Raw genomic sequence first — 18316 nt, 5'->3', positions numbered from 1 at the left:
CCGGACCTCGGCCGACCCGAGAGGAGCATCGTGCGCGACGGTAACAGCCCGACGCCGGACGAGCCCGTCCGAGACGCAGCGAGCACCGGGAGCCGACCCACGGCCGTCGAGCCCGGGACCGTGCACGTGATCGTCGGTCCCGAGCGCACACGGATCGTGCTCACCGGCGAGGTCGACGCCGACCTCGCACCTGAGCTCCTCGAGGCCGGCGCCGAGGCCGAGAAGGCCGGCCTGCCGATCGAGGTCGACGCGCACCACGTGACGTTCATGGACTCGTCGGGCGTCGCGTTCCTGGCTCGCCTGTCGACGCGCAGCGCCCACCGGGTCCGCCTGCTCCGGGTGCCGCCGACCGTGCGGTTCCTCCTCGAGGTGACCCGGATCGGCGACCTCCTCGACGTGGACGACGACGCCCTTCCCGTCGAACCTCGAGGGTCCGAGCGCGGCGAGTCGCACCACACCTGACCCCGGGGCGGTGCCGGAGGAGCCCGGCACGACGGAGGGGCCCGACGGCGTGACTGCCGTCGGGCCCCTCCGTCGTGCGTGGGTCAGCGGATCTTGGTGCCTGCCGACCGCAGCTGCTGGGCGGCCTCGACGATGCGCGCGGCCAGACCGGCCTCGCCCAGCTTGCCCCAGGCGCGCGGGTCGTAGGCCTTCTTGTTGCCGACCTCTCCGTCGACCTTGAGCACGCCGTCGTAGTTGGCGAACATGTGGCCGGCGATCGGACGCGTGTACGCGTACTGGGTGTCGGTGTCGATGTTCATCTTGATGACGCCGTTGTCGACGGCCTCGGCGATCTCCGCCTCGGTCGAGCCCGAGCCGCCGTGGAAGACGAGGTCGAACGGGTTCTCCTTGCCGAGGGCGTCGCCCACGGCCTTCTGGATGTCGGCGAGGATCGACGGACGCAGCTTGACCGCACCCGGCTTGTAGACGCCGTGCACGTTGCCGAACGTCAGAGCCGTCAGGTACCGGCCCTTCTCGCCCGAGCCGAGCGCCTTGACCGTGGCCAGGCCGTCCTCGACGGTCGTGTAGAGCTTCTCGTTGATCTCGGCCGTGTGGCCGTCCTCCTCGCCGCCGACGACGCCGACCTCGATCTCGAGGATCGTGCGCGCGGCCTGCGAGAGCGCGAGGAGCTCCTCGGCGATGACCAGGTTCTCCGCGAGCGGCACGGACGAGCCGTCCCACATGTGCGACTGGAACGTGGGGAGCTTGCCGGCCTTGACCAGCTCGATCTCGAGCGCGAGCAGCGGGCGGACCCACGAGTCCAGGTTCTGCTTGGCGCAGTGGTCCGTGTGCAGGGCGACCGTGACGGGGTAGTTCTTGGCGACCTCGGCGGCGTACGCCGCGAGACCGAGCGAGCCGGCGATGCGGTCCTTGATGGTCGCGCCGGACGCGTACTCGGCACCACCGACGGAGACCTGGATGATGCCGTCGCTCTCCGCCTCGGCGAAGCCCTGGAGCGCGGCGGTCAGGGTCGAGGACGACGTGACGTTGACGGCCGGGTAAGCGAACTTGCCCGCCTTCGCCCGGTCGATCATCTCGTTGTAGACCTCGGGGGTGGCAATGCCCATCAGCAGATCTCCTGCACGTGTGAGAGGGGTGGCGTATCGGCCAAGTTTTGCACGAACGGCGCTCGACGCGAGCGGGACCTCGTGCCCACGGACACCCGGCGCGACCCTGCAGGTCAGGCCGTCGCGTGCTGCACGACCCAGGCGTGCATCGCGATCGCCGCAGCTGCCGCGGCGTTGATCGAGCGCGTCGACCCGAACTGCGCGATGTGCAGGACGTCGCGGGCAGCCGCACGGGCGGCGTCCGAGAGCCCGACGCTCTCCTGGCCGAACAGCAGGACGCAGGCCCGGGGCAGCGGGTAGCCCTCAAGGGCGACGGACCCGGGCAGGTTGTCGATGCCGAGCACCGGAAGACCGGCCTGGTCCGCCCAGGTCAGCAGGTCCTCGACCGTCGCATGGTGCTGCAGGTGCTGGTACCGGTCGGTGACCATCGCACCGCGCCGGTTCCAGCGCCGCCGGCCGACCACGTGCACGGCTGCGGCGTTGAACGCGTTGGCGGTCCGCACCACGGACCCGATGTTCAGGTCGTGGGACCAGTTCTCGACCGCGACGTGGAACTCGTGCCGCCGGGTGTCGAGGTCGGCGACGACGGCCTCCACGGTCCAGTACCGGTAGCGGTCGACGACGTTGCGGCGGTCGCCCTGCTCGAGCAGCACCGGGTCGTAGCGCGCACCGTCCGGTCCGGAGAGGTCGGGCCACGCCTCGCGCCCACCGGGCCAGGGACCGACGCCGACCTCGGCGCGCTCCTGGTCGGGCATGCGGTCGTGGTCGGGCCTGCCGTCCTGGTCAGGTCCCGCCCCGACGCCGCGCACCGGCCCCGCACCCGTCGTGCCCGCTCCCGTCACGCCCGCACCCGTCACGCCCGCGCCCGTGCCCTCCGCCAGGCCTGGCGGAGGTGGAGCCGCGAGGAGGTGTGCAGCACCGAACGCTCGTAGAGACGCGCGCCGAGACCGACCGAGAGCATCGCGAACGCGAGCAGGAGCACCGCCGAGACGACCGGCTCCCACGCCGCGACATCTCCCAGGATCACGCGTTCGGGCATGAGCAACGGCGCCGTCAGGGGGATGTACGACAGCACGGTCTGCACGATCCCCGGCTCGGTCGCGAGCAGGGCCGCGACGAGCGGCACCATCACGAGGACCTGCATGACGATCGTGGTCGACTGCAGCTCCTCGTGCCGGGACACGAGCGAGCCGGCGACGGCCCACAGGCACGCGAGCAGCACGAAGCCGAGCACGAAGAACACGACGAACCACCCCGCTCCCATGAACAGCTGCCCGACGGAGGCCGCGCGTCCGGTGACCGCGGCCCCGGCGATCCCGACGGCGAGGAGCAGGAGGATCTGCGCGAGGGCGAGCACGGTGCTCCCGATCACCTTGCCGGCGAGCAGCCAGCGCACCGGGACCGCGGCGACGAGCAGCTCGACCACCCGCGACTGCTTCTCCTCGACGACGCTCTGGGCGATCGAGACCCCGAAGGTGAGCACCGACAGGTAGAACAGCAGGGCGACGACGGCGACCAGGAGCTGAGGCGGCACCGACCCCCGCGTCCTGGCGTCGAGGACCGTGGTCGTCGGCGGGGTCGGGTTGAGCATCGCGCGGAGCTGCGCCGAGGTGAGCCCCGCGTCGGCCGCCGCGGCGGAGATCTGGAGCTGTGCCGACGCCGTCTCGACGAGGGTCCCGAGGACGTCGGGCACCACGCCCTTCGCGATCAGCTGCAGCATGCGGATGTCGTCGCCGATGACGGCCGCCGAGACCGTGCCGTCCCGGACGAGCTCCTCGGCCTCGTCCGTCGACTCGACCGGACGGGTCGTGATGATCGCGCTGGGCAGCTTCCCGACGCCGAACACCGTGGAGCTGCTGCTCTTCTGGGCGTCGGCGGCAAGGGTGGTCGCCGCACCCACCACCTGCTGCGCGGCGCTGCCGCTGACCGCCACGGTGAACCGCGGTGTCTGCCCCTGGATGAACGCCGGAACGGCGACCGCCAGCGCGACCACGACCAGCATGAACAGCGTGGAGCCGCGGAAGGCTCGGTCGTGGAGCCGGACCGTGATCTCCCGACGGGCGATGACGGCCACGGTCTCGCGCAGGCGCGGTCGCTCGTCGGCGTCGTCCTGCACGCCTCGCGTCCGGTCGGCACTCATCGGACCACCTCCCGGAAGATCTCCGCCAACGTCGGGACGACTGCGCCGAACTCCTCGACGTCGCCGTGCCGTTGCGCAGCCGCGAGGACCACCTGGCCGTCGGCCGCGGGGTCCAGGTCGACCGTGATCACGTCGCCGTCCACCATCACCTCGACGACCCCGGGCGTCCGGGCGAGCTCGACGTCGAGCTCCGCCCAGCGCGACCGCGTCCCGGTGGTGGACTCGTCGGCCCGCGGCGACGTGACGACCAGGCGCAGCCGCCGCCCTGCCCGGGTCCGCCGGAGCTCGCTCGCCTCGCCCGCCGCGACCACCCGGCCCGCGCTGAGGATGACGACGTCGTCGCACAGCCGCTCGACCACCTCGAGCCGGTGGGACGAGAACAGCACCGGGACACCGGCGTCGGCGCGCTCGCGCAGGCTCTCGGCCACGAGGTCCACCGCGAACGGGTCGAGACCGGAGAACGGCTCGTCGAGCACGAGGAGGACCGGGTCGTGGAGCAGCGCCGCCGCGACCTGGACGCGCTGCTGGACGCCGCGCGACAGCGTGCCGAGCACGTCAGTGCGACGGTCCGCGAGCCCCAGCGAGTCGAGCAGGGCGACGGCCCGGTCCTTCGCCGTCGCGGCGTCGAGGCCGTGCATGCGCCCGAGGAACACGAGCTGGTCGACGACCGGCATCTTCGGGTACAGCCCACGCTGCTCCGGCATGTACCCGAACCGGCGACGCAGCCGGAGGTCGACCGGTTCCTCCCCGAAGCGGACCTCGCCGTCGTCCGCCGTGAGCACACCCATGACGATGCGCATCGTCGTGGTCTTGCCGGCACCGTTGGCGCCGATGAGCCCCGTCAGCCGCCCCGGACGGGCCGCGAGGCTCACCTCGTCGAGCACCACGCGGTCGCCGAAGCGTCGCGTCACCGCCTCGAGCGTGAGACCTTCACGCATGCGCCGTCCTTCCTCGAGCGGCCACCCGGGCCACCGCTGTGCACCGTCATGCACCGGAGGACCACGCTAGTCACTGTGGCACCCGCTCCGGGCCCGGTATCGCCGTCCGAACGGCTCCGCGGTGACGTCATGTTCACAGGATGTCCTCGGGGTGCTCTCGGGAGACCACGGGTGCGCACCGTACTCTTGCAGCGTGCTCGTACCGACCGCTCTCGCCCAGGTGCTGCCCGCCGTCGGCCAGCTCCATGCCCTCGGCCCCAGCTGGCTGAACCCCGACTACCTCATCACGACCTTCGGCGCGTACGCGCTGATCGGCGTCTGCGTCATCGTCTTCGTCGAGACCGGTCTGCTGTTCCCGCTGCTCCCGGGCGACTCCCTGCTGTTCACCGCGGGAGCGTTCGTCGCGCAGGACAAGCTGCACTTCCCGCTCTGGCTGCTGTGCAGCCTGCTGTTCGCGTCCGCCTTCCTGGGCGACCAGACCGCGTACTGGATCGGTCGCCGGATGGGCCCGCGCATCTTCAACCGGCCGGACTCGCGCATCTTCAAGCAGAGCCACATCACCCAGACCAACGCGTACTTCGAGCGCTACGGCGGTCGCACGGTGATCATCGCGCGGTTCGTGCCGTTCGTCCGGACGTACTCCGCGGTGGCGGCCGGCGTGGGCAAGATGCACTACCCGCACTTCGCCGCGTTCGACGCCGTCGGAGCACTCCTGTGGGGCGTCGGCGTCACCCTCCTCGGGTACGCCCTCGGCAACATCCCGTTCATCAAGGCCAACATCGAGTTCCTGCTGGTGCTCGTGGTCGTCGTGTCCGTCCTGCCGATCGCGATCGAGCTGTGGCGCAAGCGCCGGAAGGCCGCCGAGCTCGTCGCCGAGCTCCCTGTCGTGGAGCCGGGAGCACCGCGTCCGTGAACCGTGAGATCCGTAGCTGGTTGACGGACATGGACGGCGTCCTCGTGCACGAGGGCCATGCGCTGCCGGGCGCCGCCGAGTTCATCGGTGCGCTGCGTGCCGCCGAGCGACCGTTCCTGATCCTCACGAACAACTCGATCTTCACCCCGCGCGACCTGCGTGCCCGGCTCGCGGCAGCAGGGCTCGACGTCCCCGAGTCGTCGATCTGGACATCGGCCCTCGCCACCGCGCAGTTCCTCGCGGACCAGGTCCCGGGTGGCAGCGCGTACGCGATCGGCGAGGCCGGCCTGACGACCGCCCTGTACGAGGCGGGCTACACGCTGACCGAGTCCGCACCGGACTACGTCGTGCTCGGCGAGACCCGGACCTACTCGTTCGAGGCGATCACCAAGGCCGTCCGGCTGATCGCGGGCGGTGCGCGGTTCATCTGCACCAACCCGGACGTGACCGGTCCGAGCGCCGAGGGCGACCTCCCGGCGACCGGTGCGGTGGCCGCGATGATCACGGCGGCCACCGGGCGCCAGCCGTACTTCGTCGGGAAGCCGAACCCGATGATGTTCCGCTCGGCCCTCAACCGCATCGATGCGCACTCCGAGTCGACCGCGATGATCGGGGACCGCATGGACACGGACATCGTCGCGGGCATCGAGGCGGGTCTGCAGACGTTCCTCGTCCTCACGGGTTCCACCAAGCCGCACGAGGTCGATCGGTTCCCGTTCCGGCCGAGCCACGTCGTGGACTCGATCGCGGACCTGGTGAGCCGGGTCTGAGCGCTCGCGGGGGTCGCAACCCCGGCTGGGTCCCGAACCAGCACGGCGCCTGGGCGATGCTGCTCCTCCCGCCGGTGGTCGGAGCGGTCGCCTCCGGGGTCCGCTGGTCGCACCTCCTGCTGCTGGCGACGTGGCTCGTGGGGTACCTCGCGTTCTTCGCCGCCGGCCTCTGGCTGAGGTCACGACGCAAGGCGCGCTACTGGCCGCCGGTGCGTGCGTACACGATCGTCGCGGTCGCGCTCGGTTCCGTGCTGCTGGCCACGCACCCGGCCCTGCTCAGGTGGGCACCGGTCTACGCGCCGCTGCTCGCCGCGAGCCTGTGGTTCTCGGCCCGCCGGTCCGACCGGTCGCTCGCGAACGACCTGGTCACCGTCGTCGCGGCGAGTCTCATGGCGGTGGTCGCGTGGGGGCTGGGCGACGCCGAGGGCCCGGTCGGGACCGGACCGCTCACGTGGCCGCCCGGTGCGACGTCACCGCATGCGTGGCTGATCGCCGGGGTGCTGCTCGCGTACTTCGCCGGGACGGTGCTCTACGTGAAGACGATGATCCGCGAGCGCGGCAACCCGCGGATGTGGTGGGCGTCGGTCGGGTATCACGCCGCGGTCGTCGTGCCGACGGCGTGGGCCGACCCGGTGCTCGGTGCGCTGTTCGTCGTGCTCGCGGTCCGTGCCGCTGTCGTCCCGCGACGGTGGCCGGCGCTCTCGCCGCGCACGGTCGGGATCGGCGAGGTCGCGGCGAGCGTCGTGCTCGGGATCCTCCTGCTCACACGCTGAGCGCCGCGACACCCGATCGGTCGCGCGGCCACCTGGCTCCACGACCAGCGAGGCTCCACGACCAGCGAGGCTCCACGACCACCGAGGCTCCACGACCACCGAGACCGCGCGACCCGGTGACCCGCGCCCGGGTGCGGGGTCGGTCAGCTCTGGCCGAAGTCCACCGTCGGGGCGGCGCGCACGGCCGGGTCCTCGGTCTCGAAGTACTCGGCACGGACGAAGCCGAACATGCCCGCGATGATGTTGTTCGGGAACGTCTCGACGCGCGTGTTGAGCGTCCGGACGTTCGCGTTGTAGAACCGCCGACCGGCGGCGATGCGGTCCTCGGTGTTGGTGAGCTCGGCCTGGAGCTGCTGGAAGTTCTCGCTCGCACGCAGCACCGGGTACGCCTCGGCGACCGCGAAGAGCCGGCCGAGGGCCTGGGTGAGCTGGTTCTCGTGAGCGGCCTGCTCGGCGGGTCCGGAGGCGGGCGCCGACGCAAGGGATCGCGCCCGGGCGACCTCGTCGAACACACCGCGCTCGTGGGCCGCGTAGCCCTTGACGGTCTCGACGAGGTTCGGGATCAGGTCGTGGCGACGGGTGAGCTCGACGTCGATCTGCCGCCAGGCCTCCTGCACCAGGTTGCGGAGCCGGACGAACGCGTTGTACGCGCCGACCGCCCACAGCAGGGCGATGACGACGATCGCGATGAGGACGATCAGGATGATGCTGGCGGTGGTCACTGGCCCTCCCGGGCGTTCGAGGTGATAGGGGGATCGTAGCCGTGGTCCTGCCAGACGAACCGGGGAATCGACTCGACGACGGCCGCCATCATGAAGCTGTAGGGGCCGATCCGGTCGAGGTTCGTCCGACCGTCGTCCCAGATCAACAGGGTGTCACCCTCGATCCGGAAGGACACCGACCGGGCGTCCGCCCGCATCAGCCGTTCCATCAGCAGGGGCCGCACGACGTCGTGCGCGAACTTGAGCTCGTGGGCCTGCACGCGCCACGCCTGGTTGAACTCCTCGGACTCGAACTGGATGTCCTGCCCGCCGACCATCTTCGCGAGCCGCGCACCCAGGCCGTCGTGGGTGAGCTCGAGCGTCGGGAGCGCCACCGGGAGCGGGGTGACCATCACGTGGTGGTGGTACGTCGTGCTGCTGCGGGAGCCGTTCGAGCTCGAGCCGGAGTCCTTGGTGTACGAGTAGGTGAAGGACGTGATCCGGTGCGGCCCGTCCGCGCCGGTCACCGAGCCGGAGAGGACCTCCCGGACCCGGCGGTTGCGGCCGCCCTCGTTGAACGGCTGCCCCACCCATCGGTAGACGAGCGTCGGGTCGGACGCCTGGTACGACCACCCGGCGGACTGCGCCCACGCCACGAGCGCCTTCTGGCGGACCTGCGCGCGCCACAGCCCGAACCCGGCCACTGCTACGGCCAGCACGATCACCAGCACGACGGTCATGCGCATGTCCCCCTGGACGTCGTCTAGCTCAGACCGAGATCGGCGAGCCCGAAGACGGCGTGGTACGGCACCCCGAGGGCCTCGATCTTCTCGCGGGCGCCCGTGTCACGGTCGACGATCACCGCGACCCCGACCACCTCCGCGCCGGCCTCACGCGCCGCCGCGACCGCGGTGATCGGCGAGGCCCCGGTCGTCGAGGTGTCCTCGACGACCACGACGCGCCGGCCGGCGATGTCCGGGCCCTCGATCCGCCGCTGCATGCCGTGCGCCTTCGCCTCCTTGCGCACGACGAACGCGTCCAGGTCGAGGCCGCGCGACGCGGCCGCGTGCAGCAGGGCGCCGGCGACCGGGTCCGCGCCGAGGGTCAACCCGCCGACCGCGTCGACCTCGGCCGGGCCCAGGCCCACCTCCTCGAGGAGGTCCAGGAGCACGTGCCCGACGAGCGGGGCCGCCCGGTGGTGCAGGGTGATGCGGCGCAGGTCCACGTAGTAGTCGGCTTCCCGACCGGAGGACAGCGTGACCTTGCCGCGCACGACGGCAAGCTCGGAGATGAGGTCGCGAAGCTGCTCGCGAGGGGTCGGGGAGAAGGTCGCGTCGTCTGGCACGTCCGTCAGGCTAGCGGTGCCTAGACGGCGCTGTCTGCGGCGTCCGGGGCGCCAGGGCCGTCGAGGGCGTCGCCGCCCGACCTGCCGGACGCGTCGGACGTCCCGGTCGCCTCCGGGTCGACCGGCCGGCGGTACGAGCCGAACGCGCGCACGGCCGCGCGCGGCAGCAGCCGGGCGACACCGGCGACCGTCCGATACCGCAGGCTCGGGGTCGAGATCACGACGCCGCGACGGACGTCCGCGAGCGCCGCCGCGACCACGGACTCGGCGTTGAGCCAGGCGACCTCGGGGAACGGGTTGTCGATCCCGGCACGCTCGTGGAACTCGGTGTGCACGAACCCCGGGCACAGCACGGTCGCGGTGACCCCGGTGTCCTTGAGCTCGACCGCGAGCCCCTCGGTGAACGTGCGCACCCACGCCTTGTGCGCCGAGTAGGTGCCGGACGCGAGCAGCGCGGCGATCGAGGCGACGTTGAGGATCGCCCCACGTCCGCGCACGCTCATCTGGCCGGCGGCCGCGTGCGAGAGCACGAGCACCGCACGCACCATCACGTCGAACGCCTTCTCCTCCGTGGCGAGGTCGCCGCCGACGAACTTCTGGTGCAGCCCGTACCCGGCGTTGTTGACCAGGAGGCCGACGGGGCGGGTGGTCGCCCGCAGGCGTTCGGCGACCCGCTCGACGTCCTCGCGGACGGACAGGTCGGCCGGGAGGACCTCGACCCGCACACCGGCGGCGGCGCGCAGCTGGGAGGCCAGCCGCTCGAGCCGCTCGGCGTCACGGGACACGAGGACGAGGTCGTGGCGGGCGGTGGCGAGCTGCCAGGCGAACTCGAGACCCAGCCCGGCACTCGCGCCGGTGATCAGTGCGGTTCCCATGCCGTCAGCCTACGGTCCTCTCCTGCCGGTTGGGCGGAACAGGCCGATAGCCTGGCGCACATGCGTCTGGCGACCTGGAACATCAACTCGATCCGTGCACGGGCCGATCGCGCCGTGGCCTTCCTCGAACGCAGCGGCACGGATGTGCTGGCCCTGCAGGAGACGAAGTGCAAGGACGAGCAGTTCCCGCGCGCGCTCTTCGAGGACGCCGGCTACGAGGTCGCGACGTTCGGGTTCTCCCAGTGGAACGGTGTGGCGATCGTCTCCCGGGTCGGGCTCGAGGACGTCGAGACCGGGTTCCCGCACCAGCCCGGGTTCGGTGACGAGCCGGTCGTCGAGGCGCGCGCCCTCGGTGCGACGTGCGGCGGGGTGCGCGTGTGGAGCCTGTACGTCCCGAACGGGCGCGAGCTCGACAACCCGCACTACCCGTACAAGCTCAGCTGGCTGGAGGAGCTGCGCGCGCAGGCCGCCTCGTGGATCTCCGCCGACGCGGGCGACCCGACGGCGCAGGTCGCCCTCGTCGGCGACTGGAACGTCGCACCGCTCGACACCGACGTGTGGGACATCGAGCTGTTCGCCGGGAAGACGCACGTCAGCCCGGCCGAGCGCGCGGCGTTCGCGGCGTTCGCGAAGGCCGGGTACGCCGAGGTGTCCCGCACGTTCGTCCCTGCCGAGCGCACCTACACGTACTGGGACTACCAGCAGCTGCGGTTCCCGCGGAACGAGGGCATGCGGATCGACTTCACGTACGCCTCGCCCGCGCTCGCGGCGCGGGTCTCCGGGGTGACGATCGACCGCAACGAGCGCAAGGGCAAGGGCGCCTCCGACCACGTTCCGGTGATCCTCGACCTGATGGACTGACGACGACGTCGCCGGTTCGCTAGGTTGCACGCATGACGACCCCTGACCCGTGGACCGCGCCGGGCGAGAACGCACGAGACCCGTACGCCGCGCCTGCCCCGGGGACGGACCCCGTGACGGGTGCTCCGTCGGGGGGCGGCAACGGGTTCCCGGGGACGGGGGGTCAGCAGGCGGGTGGTCAGCAGGCGGGTGGACCGACGATGCCGGATGCGCCTGCCACTCCTCCGGTACAGCAGTCCTGGTCGCCGCAGCCCGGCCTCGGTGCGCCCGACGCCGCCGCGGCGCCCGTCGAGTCACCTCTGGACCCGTCCGGGCAGCAGGCCTACGGAGCGCCCGGACCGGCACCGTACGGGCAGCAGGCGTACGGCACCCCGGCGTACGACCCGCAGACGTACGCGGCCCCGACGGCAGCGTCCTACGGCCAGCAGTCCTACGGTGCCCCCGCCGCACCGTATGGGCAGCAGGCGTACGGGCAGCAGGCGTACGGGCAACCCGCGTACGGCCAGCAGTACGCCGCGCCGCAGTACACCTCGTACCCGCAGTCCGGCACGTACGCCCCGGGCGCCCAGTGGGCGCAGCCGCAGAAGACCAACGGGATGGCGATCGCCGCGCTGGTCCTCGGCCTGGCCGGCATCGTGACGGCCGGGGCCGCGGGGATCCTCGGGCTGATCTTCGGGATCATCGGCATGCGCCAGATCTCTCGCACGGGTGACGCCGGCAAGGGCATGGCGATCGCCGGCATCGTCCTCGGCTCTCTCGGCATCCTGTTCTTCGCGCTGGTCGTCATCGGCTTCGTCATGGCGCTCGCGACGGGCGACATGACGACGCACTCCGGCACCGTCTCGTTCGGCACCTCCGCGAGCGCACTCCTCGGCTCGGCAGCCGGATCGGTGCGGTGACCGCGCCGCCCGCGCGACCCGACCCCGGCGCGTACTACGCGCCCGGCTGGCAGCCACCCGCACCGCCGCGGGACCTCTTGGCGGTGAACTCCCTGGTGGCCGGGGTGATCACCCTCGGGCCGGTCGCCCTCGGTCTCGGGATCGCCGCCCTCGGGCGGATCCGGCGGGGCGCCACCCGCGGCAAGGGCCTCGCGGTCGCGGGCATCGTCCTCGGGACGGTCTGGACCCTGCTCGGGGGGATCTGGAGCGTCGCCGGCCTGCTGACCTGGCAGGCCACCCGGCCGTTGCCGCAGACCCTCACCTCGGCACGCGCGGCCTACGTCGGCCAGCTGCGCACCGGGAGCTGCGTCGAGGAGCTTCCGGCGGACGGCGACATCACGCGGGTGACCGTCCTGCCGTGCCGGGAGCCGCACGCCGCCGAGGTCGTCACGACCTACGCGTTCGGTGCGACGGACGTGTGGCCGGGCCAGGAGCGGGTGGACGACCGCGTCGCGCACGCCTGCCAGCTCACCGCAGCCGAGGAGTCGGCCGGGGTCCGTGCCGTCGTGTGGGCGCCGACCCTCGCGTCCTGGGAGAGCGGCGACCGCACCGGGCTGTGCCTCGTGACGCTCGGGAAGCCGGTGACCGGGTCCTTCCTTGACGGGACCGTCACGGCTCCCTGAGCGTCCCCGCGACACCCCCGTCGACGAACACCTGGACGACGGCCTGGACGACCAGGGTCGTCTCGAGCTCGTCGGACCACGCATCGCGGCCGACGACGACCGTGAACTCCCCTGGCTCGGTCGACCACCCGGCGCCGTCCCAGTGCTCGAAGGCCCGAGCCCGGAGCCCGATCCGTGCGGTGACCGTCTCCCCGGGCCCGGCCGTCACCGTCGCGTGGCCGGCGAGCCAGCGCACCGGGCGCTCGACCGCGGACCCCGGCCGGGTCAGGTAGACCTGGACGACCTCCCGTCCGTCACGTGCACCGGTGTTCGTCACGTCGACCTCGACACGTCGCGCGCCGTCGGCCCCCGACGCGTCGCCAACCGGGCCGACGACCCGGACCGCGTCGTAGGTCCACGTGGTGTACCCGAGGCCGTACCCGAACGGGTAGGCGGGCTCCGTCCCCGCGCGGAGCCACGCGCGGTACCCGACGTGCAGGCCCTCGTCGTAGCGCAGCACGCCGTCGCGCGGGGTGACGTCGAGCACCGGGACGTCGTGCTCGTGCGCGGGCCAGGTGGTGGGCAGCCGCCCGCCGGGCTCGACGACCCCGGTGAGCACGTCGGCGAGCGCGTGACCGTACTCCTGCCCGCCGAACCACGTGAGCAGCACCGCGGCGGCGTCCTGACGCCACGGCAGCAGGACGGGCGAGCCGGAGTTCACGACGACGACCGTGCGGGGGTTGACCGCGGTGACGGCGCGGACGAGGTCGTCCTGGCGTCCGGGCAGCCGCAGGTCGGACCGGTCGAAGCCCTCGGACTCGACCTTCTCGTTGGTCCCGACGACCACGATCGCGACGTCGGCGTCCCGGGCGGCGTCACGCGCCTCCTCGAGGAGCGTCTCGGCCGACTCGACCCACGGCCGCCAGCCCGCGGTGAAGCCGAGCACCCCGGGGAGGTCCGTCCCGTCGGGCATCGACGGGACGCCGGTCAGCGGGTGCGACCACCGCAGGCGGTACGTGCGGCCGGCCTCGAGGTCGACCCGCACCGTGGTGCTCGGCGGCGCCATCAGGGCCGCGCCGACGTCTGCGGCGTCGACGGTCAACGTGGCCTCGTGGACGACCGCGCCGTCGACCTCGAGGGTCGTGCGGCCGATCACCGCCCAGCCGAGCTCGACCGGCCCGGAGGTCGACGGGGTGTGGTCCGTGACGAGCTCGAGGCTCGCGGCGACCGGCGCGTTGCCGAGCCACATGAGGTCCGTCGCCCGGCGGGACTCCTCGAGCACGACCGTGCCGTCCGCGGCGAGGAAGCGCACGCGGGCGCCGGGTTCCCCGGAGTCCGGGTGACGGATGTCCGCGAGGGCGAACGGCTGCACGCCGTCGTGCACGATCGCGCCGGTGGCGTAGGTGAACGCGGTACCGGGCAGTGCGGCGCGCAGGCCGTCGAGCGGCGAGACGGTCGACTCGGGCACGACCGTCGCGGAACCACCGCCCTGGGTGCGGGGACGCAGCGCGCTCTGGCCGATCACCGCGATGCGGGCGGGGGGCACCCGGTCGTGGGTCGCGCGTGCGGGGACCGGGTGCCCGCCCGGGGTGCCCTCAGCCGCGTCGGCGCGACCGAGCGGGAGGACGCCGTCGTTGCGCACCAGGACGATGCCGCGCTGCTCGACCTCGCGTGCGAGCGCGACCCCGGCCGCTGCCTCGGCCCCGGTCGCCGGCACGGGGGTGACGGCGGGCTCCGCGCCCGCGAGCGCACCGACGCGTGCCGCGAGGCGCAGCAGTCGGCGCACCTTGTCGTCGACGGCGGCCGCAGAGATCTCGCCGCTCTCGACGGCCGAGACGAGCGCGTCGCCCCACGGCCCGTCCGGTCCGGGCATCACGAGGTCCTGGGCGGCCGCGGCCGAGCGGAGCGACCGCACCGCCGTCCAGTCGGAGATCACGACGCCGTCGAACCCCCACGTCCCCTTGAGCGGTTCGGCGAGGAGGTCGCTCTCGCTCATCGTGACTCCGGCGACGGCGTTGTACGCGCTCATGACCGTCCAGGTCCCGGCGCCGGTCACGGTGCGCTCGAACGGCGCGAGGTAGAGCTCGTGCAGGGCGCGGTCGGAGACCTCGACGGACGCGGTGAAGCGGTCCGTCTCGAAGTCGTTCGCGACGTAGTGCTTGGGGCACGCGCCGACGCCCGTGTCCTGGACGCCGCGGACGAACGCCTCGGCGAGGTCCGCAGTGAGGAGCGGGTCCTCGGAGTACGCCTCGAAGTGGCGGCCGCCGAGCGGGCTGCGGTGCAGGTTGATCGTCGGCCCGAGGATCACGTCGACGCCCTTGCGGCGGGCCTCGTGGGCCATCGCGACGCCGTAGCGGTAGGCGACGTCCACGTCCCAGGTCGCTGCCAGCGCCGTCGCGCTGGGCAGGTTCAGCGACGGGTCGCGCTCGTCCCAGACCGCGCCGCGCACCCCCGAGGGCCCGTCCGAGACGACGACGGTGCGCAGGCCGACGGCCGGCTCCGCGTGCAGCGACCAGAAGTCCGCCCCGGTCAGGAGGCGGACCTTCTGCGGCAGCGTCAGACGGGCCACCAGCGCGTCGAGCTGCTCGTCACCGAGGGTGTCGGTCGTGCGGTCGGTGCTCTCGGTCATCGAAGGCCTCGTTCTCGTCTCGTCGCCCGGTGCGCGGTCTCACCGCAGGTACGTCGTGAGCCCCTCGACCACGAGAGCGTGGTCCTCCTGCTGCGGCAGGCCGGAGACGCCGACGATCCCGACGATCTCGTCACCGACCCGTAGCGGGAACGCGCCGCCGTGCGCGGCGTAGGTCTCCTCGTCCAGGCCCGAGGACTCCTCGAAGGTCGTGCCCTCGACGCGGAACCGGGTGCCGACCGTGAACGACGCCTCGCCGAAGCGCCGCACCACCGCGAACTTCCGGCCGATCCACCAGTCGTTCGTGGGCGAGCTGCCCGGGAACGCCCGCTGGAACACGATGTGCGGCCCGGCGGGCGTCTCGGCCTCGACCCGGACGACGACGGGCAGCCCGCGACCTTCGGCGAGCGCGGCGATCACCCCACCGAGGCGCGCCCCCTCGACGTAGTCGAACCGGGGGAGCACGAGCCGCGCCTGCTGACCCAGCAGCTCCGCGAGCAGGGCCGCCGAGCTGAAGGGCACCGGCTCGGGTGTGGCGTTCTCGGTGCGGGGGACGTCGTCGTCGGTCATCCCACCGACGCTACCGGACGTGCCTCGACCGCGAGGGACAGCCCGGCGGCGTCCTCCGGGTGGTCCACGACCACGGTGTCGCCGTCGTGCACCGCCGCGGCGAGGAGCAGCCGGGCGAGCTGGTCACCGATCTCCCGCTGGATGAGCCGACGCAACGGCCGCGCCCCGTACGCCGGGTCGTAGCCCTCGATCGCGAGCCACTCGCTCGCGGCCGGAGTGACCTCGAGCGTGATCCGCCGCTCGAGCACGCGCTCGGCGAGCCGCGCGACCTGCAGGTCGACGATCTGGCCGAGCTCGCCGAGCGAGAGCGCGTCGAAGATCACGACGTCGTCGAGCCGGTTGAGGAACTCCGGCTTGAACGACGACCGCACCATCGACATGACCCCGGCCTGCTTCGCGGCGTCGTCGAGCGTCGGGTCCACGAGGTACTGCGAGCCGAGGTTCGAGGTCAGCACGAGGATCACGTTGCGGAAGTCGACCGTGCGGCCCTGGCCGTCGGTGAGCCGACCGTCGTCGAGCACCTGCAGCAGGATGTCGAAGACCTCGGAGTGCGCCTTCTCGACCTCGTCGAGCAGCACGACCGAGTACGGCCGACGGCGCACGGCCTCGGTGAGCTGACCGCCCTCCTCGTACCCGACGTACCCCGGAGGGGCACCGACCAGTCGCGCCACCGAGTGCTTCTCGGAGTACTCGGACATGTCGATGCGCACGATCGCGCGCTCGTCGTCGAAGAGGAAGTCCGCGAGGGCCTTGGCGAGCTCGGTCTTGCCGACACCCGTCGGGCCGAGGAACAGGAACGACCCCGTGGGCCGGTCCGGGTCCGAGATCCCGGCACGCGAGCGACGCACCGCGTCGGACACGACGGCGACCGCGCGGGACTGCCCGATCAGCCGCGAGCCGATGACCTGCTCCATGCGCAGCAGCTTCTGGCTCTCGCCCTCGAGCAGGCGCCCGGCCGGGATCCCCGTCCACGCGGAGACGACCTCGGCGATCTCGTCGGGACCGACCTTCTCGGCGATCATCGGCGCGACCGCCGGGCGCGCGCCGAGCTCGAGCTCGTCGCCGGCCTGCTCGTCCGCCTCCGCGGCCGCGAGCTGCTTCTGCAGCGCCGGGATCTCGCCGTACTGGAGCCGACCTGCCGACTCGAGGTCGCCCTCGCGGATGGCCTTCTCCACGGCGGTGCGCAGCTCGTCGAGGGTCTTGCGGAGCTCGCCGACCCGGTTGTGGCCGGCCTTCTCGGCCTCCCAGCGGGCCGTGAGACCTGCGAGCTCCTCGCGGCGGTCGGCGAGGTCCGCCCGCAGCTTCTCGAGCCGGTCCGCGGACGCGGCGTCGCCGGACTCGGCCGCCTCGGAGAGCACGACCTCCTCCATCTCGAGCCGGGTCACCGCACGCTGCAGGGCGTCGATCTCGACCGGGGAGGAGTCCAGCTCCATGCGCAGGCGCGACGCGGCCTCGTCGACCAGGTCGATCGCCTTGTCCGGGAGCTGCCGACCGGGGATGAACCGGTGCGACAGGGCGGCCGCGGCGACGAGGGCGGCGTCCGAGATCGTCACCTTGTGGTGCGCCTCGTACCGCTCCTTGATGCCCCGGAGGATCGCGACGGTGTCCTCGACGCTGGGCTCCCCGACGAACACCTGCTGGAAGCGACGCTCGAGCGCGGCGTCCTTCTCGATGTGCTCGCGGTACTCGTCGAGCGTCGTCGCGCCGACCATCCGCAGCTCGCCGCGCGCGAGCATGGGCTTGAGCATGTTGCCCGCGTCCATGCTGCCCTCGGCGGCGCCGGCCCCGACGACGGTGTGCAGCTCGTCGATGAAGGTGACGACCTCACCCTCGGAACCCTTGATCTCCTCGAGGACGGCCTTGAGCCGCTCCTCGAACTCGCCGCGGTACTTCGCGCCCGCGACCATGGCGCCGAGGTCGAGCGAGATCAGCCGCTTGCCCTTGAGGGAGTCCGGGACGTCGCCCGCGACGATGCGCTGGGCCAGGCCCTCGACGACGGCCGTCTTGCCGACGCCCGGCTCGCCGATCAGCACCGGGTTGTTCTTGGTGCGGCGCGACAGCACCTGCACGACGCGGCGGATCTCGTTGTCCCGGCCGATCACCGGGTCGAGGCGACCCTCGCGCGCCGACTCGGTGAGGTCCACGCCGTACTGCTCGAGGGCCTTGTAGGTGCCCTCGGGGTTGGCCGACGTCACGCGCGTGTTCCCCCGCACGCTCGGCAGCGCCTGGGCGAGGGCCTCGCGGGTCGCGCCCGCAGCCTTGAGGATCCGCGCGGCGGACGACTCGCCCGCAGCCATGCCGAGCAGCAGGTGCTCGGTCGAGACGTACTCGTCGCCGAGGGCGCGCGCCTCCTGGCCTGCCGCGTCGATGAGCACCGTCATGGCACGCGACGCGGTCGGCTGGGCGACCGAGGACCCCGACGCGCGGGGGAGCCCGACGAGCTCGGCCCGGACCTGGCGACCGATCGCCGCCCGGTCGGCCCCGACGGCGTCGAGCAGCCCGCCGGCGATCCCCGACTCCTGCGCCAGCAACGAGCTGAGCAGGTGCGTCGGCTCGAGGTGCGGGTTGCCGGCCGCGGACGCCTGCTGGATGGCGTCACCGATCGCTTCCTGCGCCTTGGTCGTGAACTTGAGGTCCACCGGGTTCTCCTGTCGGTGCTGAGGGGTGCTCGAGGGTGCTGATCGTGCCAACTGCAC

18 protein-coding genes are annotated in these 18316 nt (G+C 72.5%); 7 read left to right on the top strand and 11 right to left on the bottom strand.

The features are described from left to right. Positions 1-30: 30 nt before the first annotated feature. On the top strand, positions 31-462 hold the full coding sequence (locus LJB74_RS11465) for an STAS domain-containing protein (RefSeq protein WP_259308655.1): 432 nt from the start codon (positions 31-33) through the stop codon (positions 460-462). 83 nt (positions 463-545) lie between these two features. On the opposite strand, the gene fbaA is transcribed toward LJB74_RS11465, so the two are convergent. From fbaA to LJB74_RS11445, 4 genes are all read right to left on the bottom strand, one after another. Further along, a complete protein-coding gene (gene fbaA / locus LJB74_RS11460) occupies positions 546-1568 on the bottom strand; it encodes a class II fructose-bisphosphate aldolase (RefSeq protein WP_259308654.1) in 1023 nt (340 codons plus the stop codon). Positions 1569-1681: 113 nt separating this feature from the next. Next, positions 1682-2323: a TrmH family RNA methyltransferase gene (locus LJB74_RS11455; RefSeq protein ID WP_259308653.1), complete on the bottom strand. Its 642-nt coding sequence runs from the start codon at positions 2321-2323 to the stop codon at positions 1682-1684. 98 nt (positions 2324-2421) lie between these two features. After that, positions 2422-3708, bottom strand: coding sequence for an ABC transporter permease (locus LJB74_RS11450; RefSeq protein WP_259308652.1), 1287 nt, complete (start codon positions 3706-3708; stop codon positions 2422-2424). Continuing rightward, complete coding sequence (locus tag LJB74_RS11445) at positions 3705-4646, bottom strand: ABC transporter ATP-binding protein (protein ID WP_259308651.1); 942 nt, start codon at positions 4644-4646, stop codon at positions 3705-3707. Before LJB74_RS11445 ends, LJB74_RS11450 begins: the two co-directional genes overlap by 4 nt. 193 nt (positions 4647-4839) lie before the next feature. On the opposite strand from LJB74_RS11445, the gene LJB74_RS11440 reads away from it, so the two are divergent. Genes LJB74_RS11440 through LJB74_RS11430 form a run of 3 tightly spaced genes read left to right on the top strand, consistent with a single transcriptional unit; the run spans position 4840 to position 7102 of the window. Next, complete coding sequence (locus LJB74_RS11440; RefSeq protein ID WP_259308650.1) at positions 4840-5559, top strand: VTT domain-containing protein; 720 nt, start codon at positions 4840-4842, stop codon at positions 5557-5559. Further along, complete coding sequence (locus LJB74_RS11435; RefSeq protein WP_259308649.1) at positions 5556-6329, top strand: HAD-IIA family hydrolase; 774 nt, start codon at positions 5556-5558, stop codon at positions 6327-6329. Before LJB74_RS11440 ends, LJB74_RS11435 begins: the two co-directional genes overlap by 4 nt. After that, the gene (locus LJB74_RS11430; protein WP_259310346.1) at positions 6326-7102 is read left to right on the top strand and encodes a YwiC-like family protein; all 777 of its coding nucleotides are present in this window, start codon (positions 6326-6328) and stop codon (positions 7100-7102) included. Before LJB74_RS11435 ends, LJB74_RS11430 begins: the two co-directional genes overlap by 4 nt. Before the next feature lie 143 nt (positions 7103-7245). Here LJB74_RS11430 and LJB74_RS11425 read toward each other — a convergent pair whose 3' ends face one another. Genes LJB74_RS11425 through LJB74_RS11410 form a run of 4 tightly spaced genes read right to left on the bottom strand, consistent with a single transcriptional unit; the run spans position 7246 to position 10023 of the window. Next, a complete protein-coding gene (locus LJB74_RS11425; RefSeq protein WP_259308648.1) occupies positions 7246-7824 on the bottom strand; it encodes a LemA family protein in 579 nt (192 codons plus the stop codon). After that, the gene (locus LJB74_RS11420; RefSeq protein ID WP_259308647.1) at positions 7821-8543 is read right to left on the bottom strand and encodes a hypothetical protein; all 723 of its coding nucleotides are present in this window, start codon (positions 8541-8543) and stop codon (positions 7821-7823) included. The genes LJB74_RS11425 and LJB74_RS11420 overlap by 4 nt, the downstream gene beginning before the upstream one ends. A gap of 23 nt (positions 8544-8566) precedes the next feature. Beyond that, positions 8567-9148, bottom strand: a complete 582-nt coding sequence (gene pyrE, locus LJB74_RS11415) for an orotate phosphoribosyltransferase (protein ID WP_259308646.1) — start codon at positions 9146-9148, stop codon at positions 8567-8569. A 20-nt stretch (positions 9149-9168) separates the two neighbouring features. Beyond that, on the bottom strand, positions 9169-10023 hold the full coding sequence (locus tag LJB74_RS11410; RefSeq protein WP_259308645.1) for an SDR family oxidoreductase: 855 nt from the start codon (positions 10021-10023) through the stop codon (positions 9169-9171). A gap of 60 nt (positions 10024-10083) precedes the next feature. Here LJB74_RS11410 and LJB74_RS11405 point away from each other — a divergent pair, with 60 nt between their 5' ends. Genes LJB74_RS11405 through LJB74_RS11395 form a run of 3 tightly spaced genes read left to right on the top strand, consistent with a single transcriptional unit; the run spans position 10084 to position 12445 of the window. Beyond that, positions 10084-10884 carry an exodeoxyribonuclease III gene (locus LJB74_RS11405; RefSeq protein WP_259308644.1) on the top strand — a complete coding sequence of 267 codons (801 nt, stop codon included), beginning with the start codon at positions 10084-10086 and terminating at the stop codon, positions 10882-10884. A gap of 32 nt (positions 10885-10916) precedes the next feature. Continuing rightward, complete coding sequence (locus LJB74_RS11400) at positions 10917-11783, top strand: DUF4190 domain-containing protein (RefSeq protein WP_259308643.1); 867 nt, start codon at positions 10917-10919, stop codon at positions 11781-11783. Continuing rightward, positions 11780-12445, top strand: coding sequence for a DUF4190 domain-containing protein (locus tag LJB74_RS11395; protein WP_259308642.1), 666 nt, complete (start codon positions 11780-11782; stop codon positions 12443-12445). Before LJB74_RS11400 ends, LJB74_RS11395 begins: the two co-directional genes overlap by 4 nt. Here the strand turns inward: LJB74_RS11395 and LJB74_RS11390 are convergent. From LJB74_RS11390 to clpB, 3 genes are read right to left on the bottom strand one after another with little or no spacing between them, the layout of a single operon-like run. After that, positions 12432-15053, bottom strand: a complete 2622-nt coding sequence (locus tag LJB74_RS11390; RefSeq protein ID WP_259308641.1) for a beta-glucosidase — start codon at positions 15051-15053, stop codon at positions 12432-12434. The genes LJB74_RS11395 and LJB74_RS11390 overlap by 14 nt on opposite strands. Before the next feature lie 39 nt (positions 15054-15092). Beyond that, positions 15093-15620 (bottom strand): heme-degrading domain-containing protein, encoded by a 528-nt coding sequence (locus LJB74_RS11385; protein ID WP_259308640.1) that lies wholly within the window; start codon positions 15618-15620, stop codon positions 15093-15095. Continuing rightward, positions 15617-18259, bottom strand: coding sequence for an ATP-dependent chaperone ClpB (gene clpB, locus LJB74_RS11380; RefSeq protein ID WP_259308639.1), 2643 nt, complete (start codon positions 18257-18259; stop codon positions 15617-15619). Before clpB ends, LJB74_RS11385 begins: the two co-directional genes overlap by 4 nt. Positions 18260-18316: the final 57 nt, after the last annotated feature.

Origin of the sequence: Cellulomonas sp. P24, assembly GCF_024704385.1 — a bacterium.
GTDB lineage: Bacteria > Actinomycetota > Actinomycetes > Actinomycetales > Cellulomonadaceae > JAJDFX01.
This window is presented reverse-complemented; position numbering and strand designations above follow the sequence as displayed.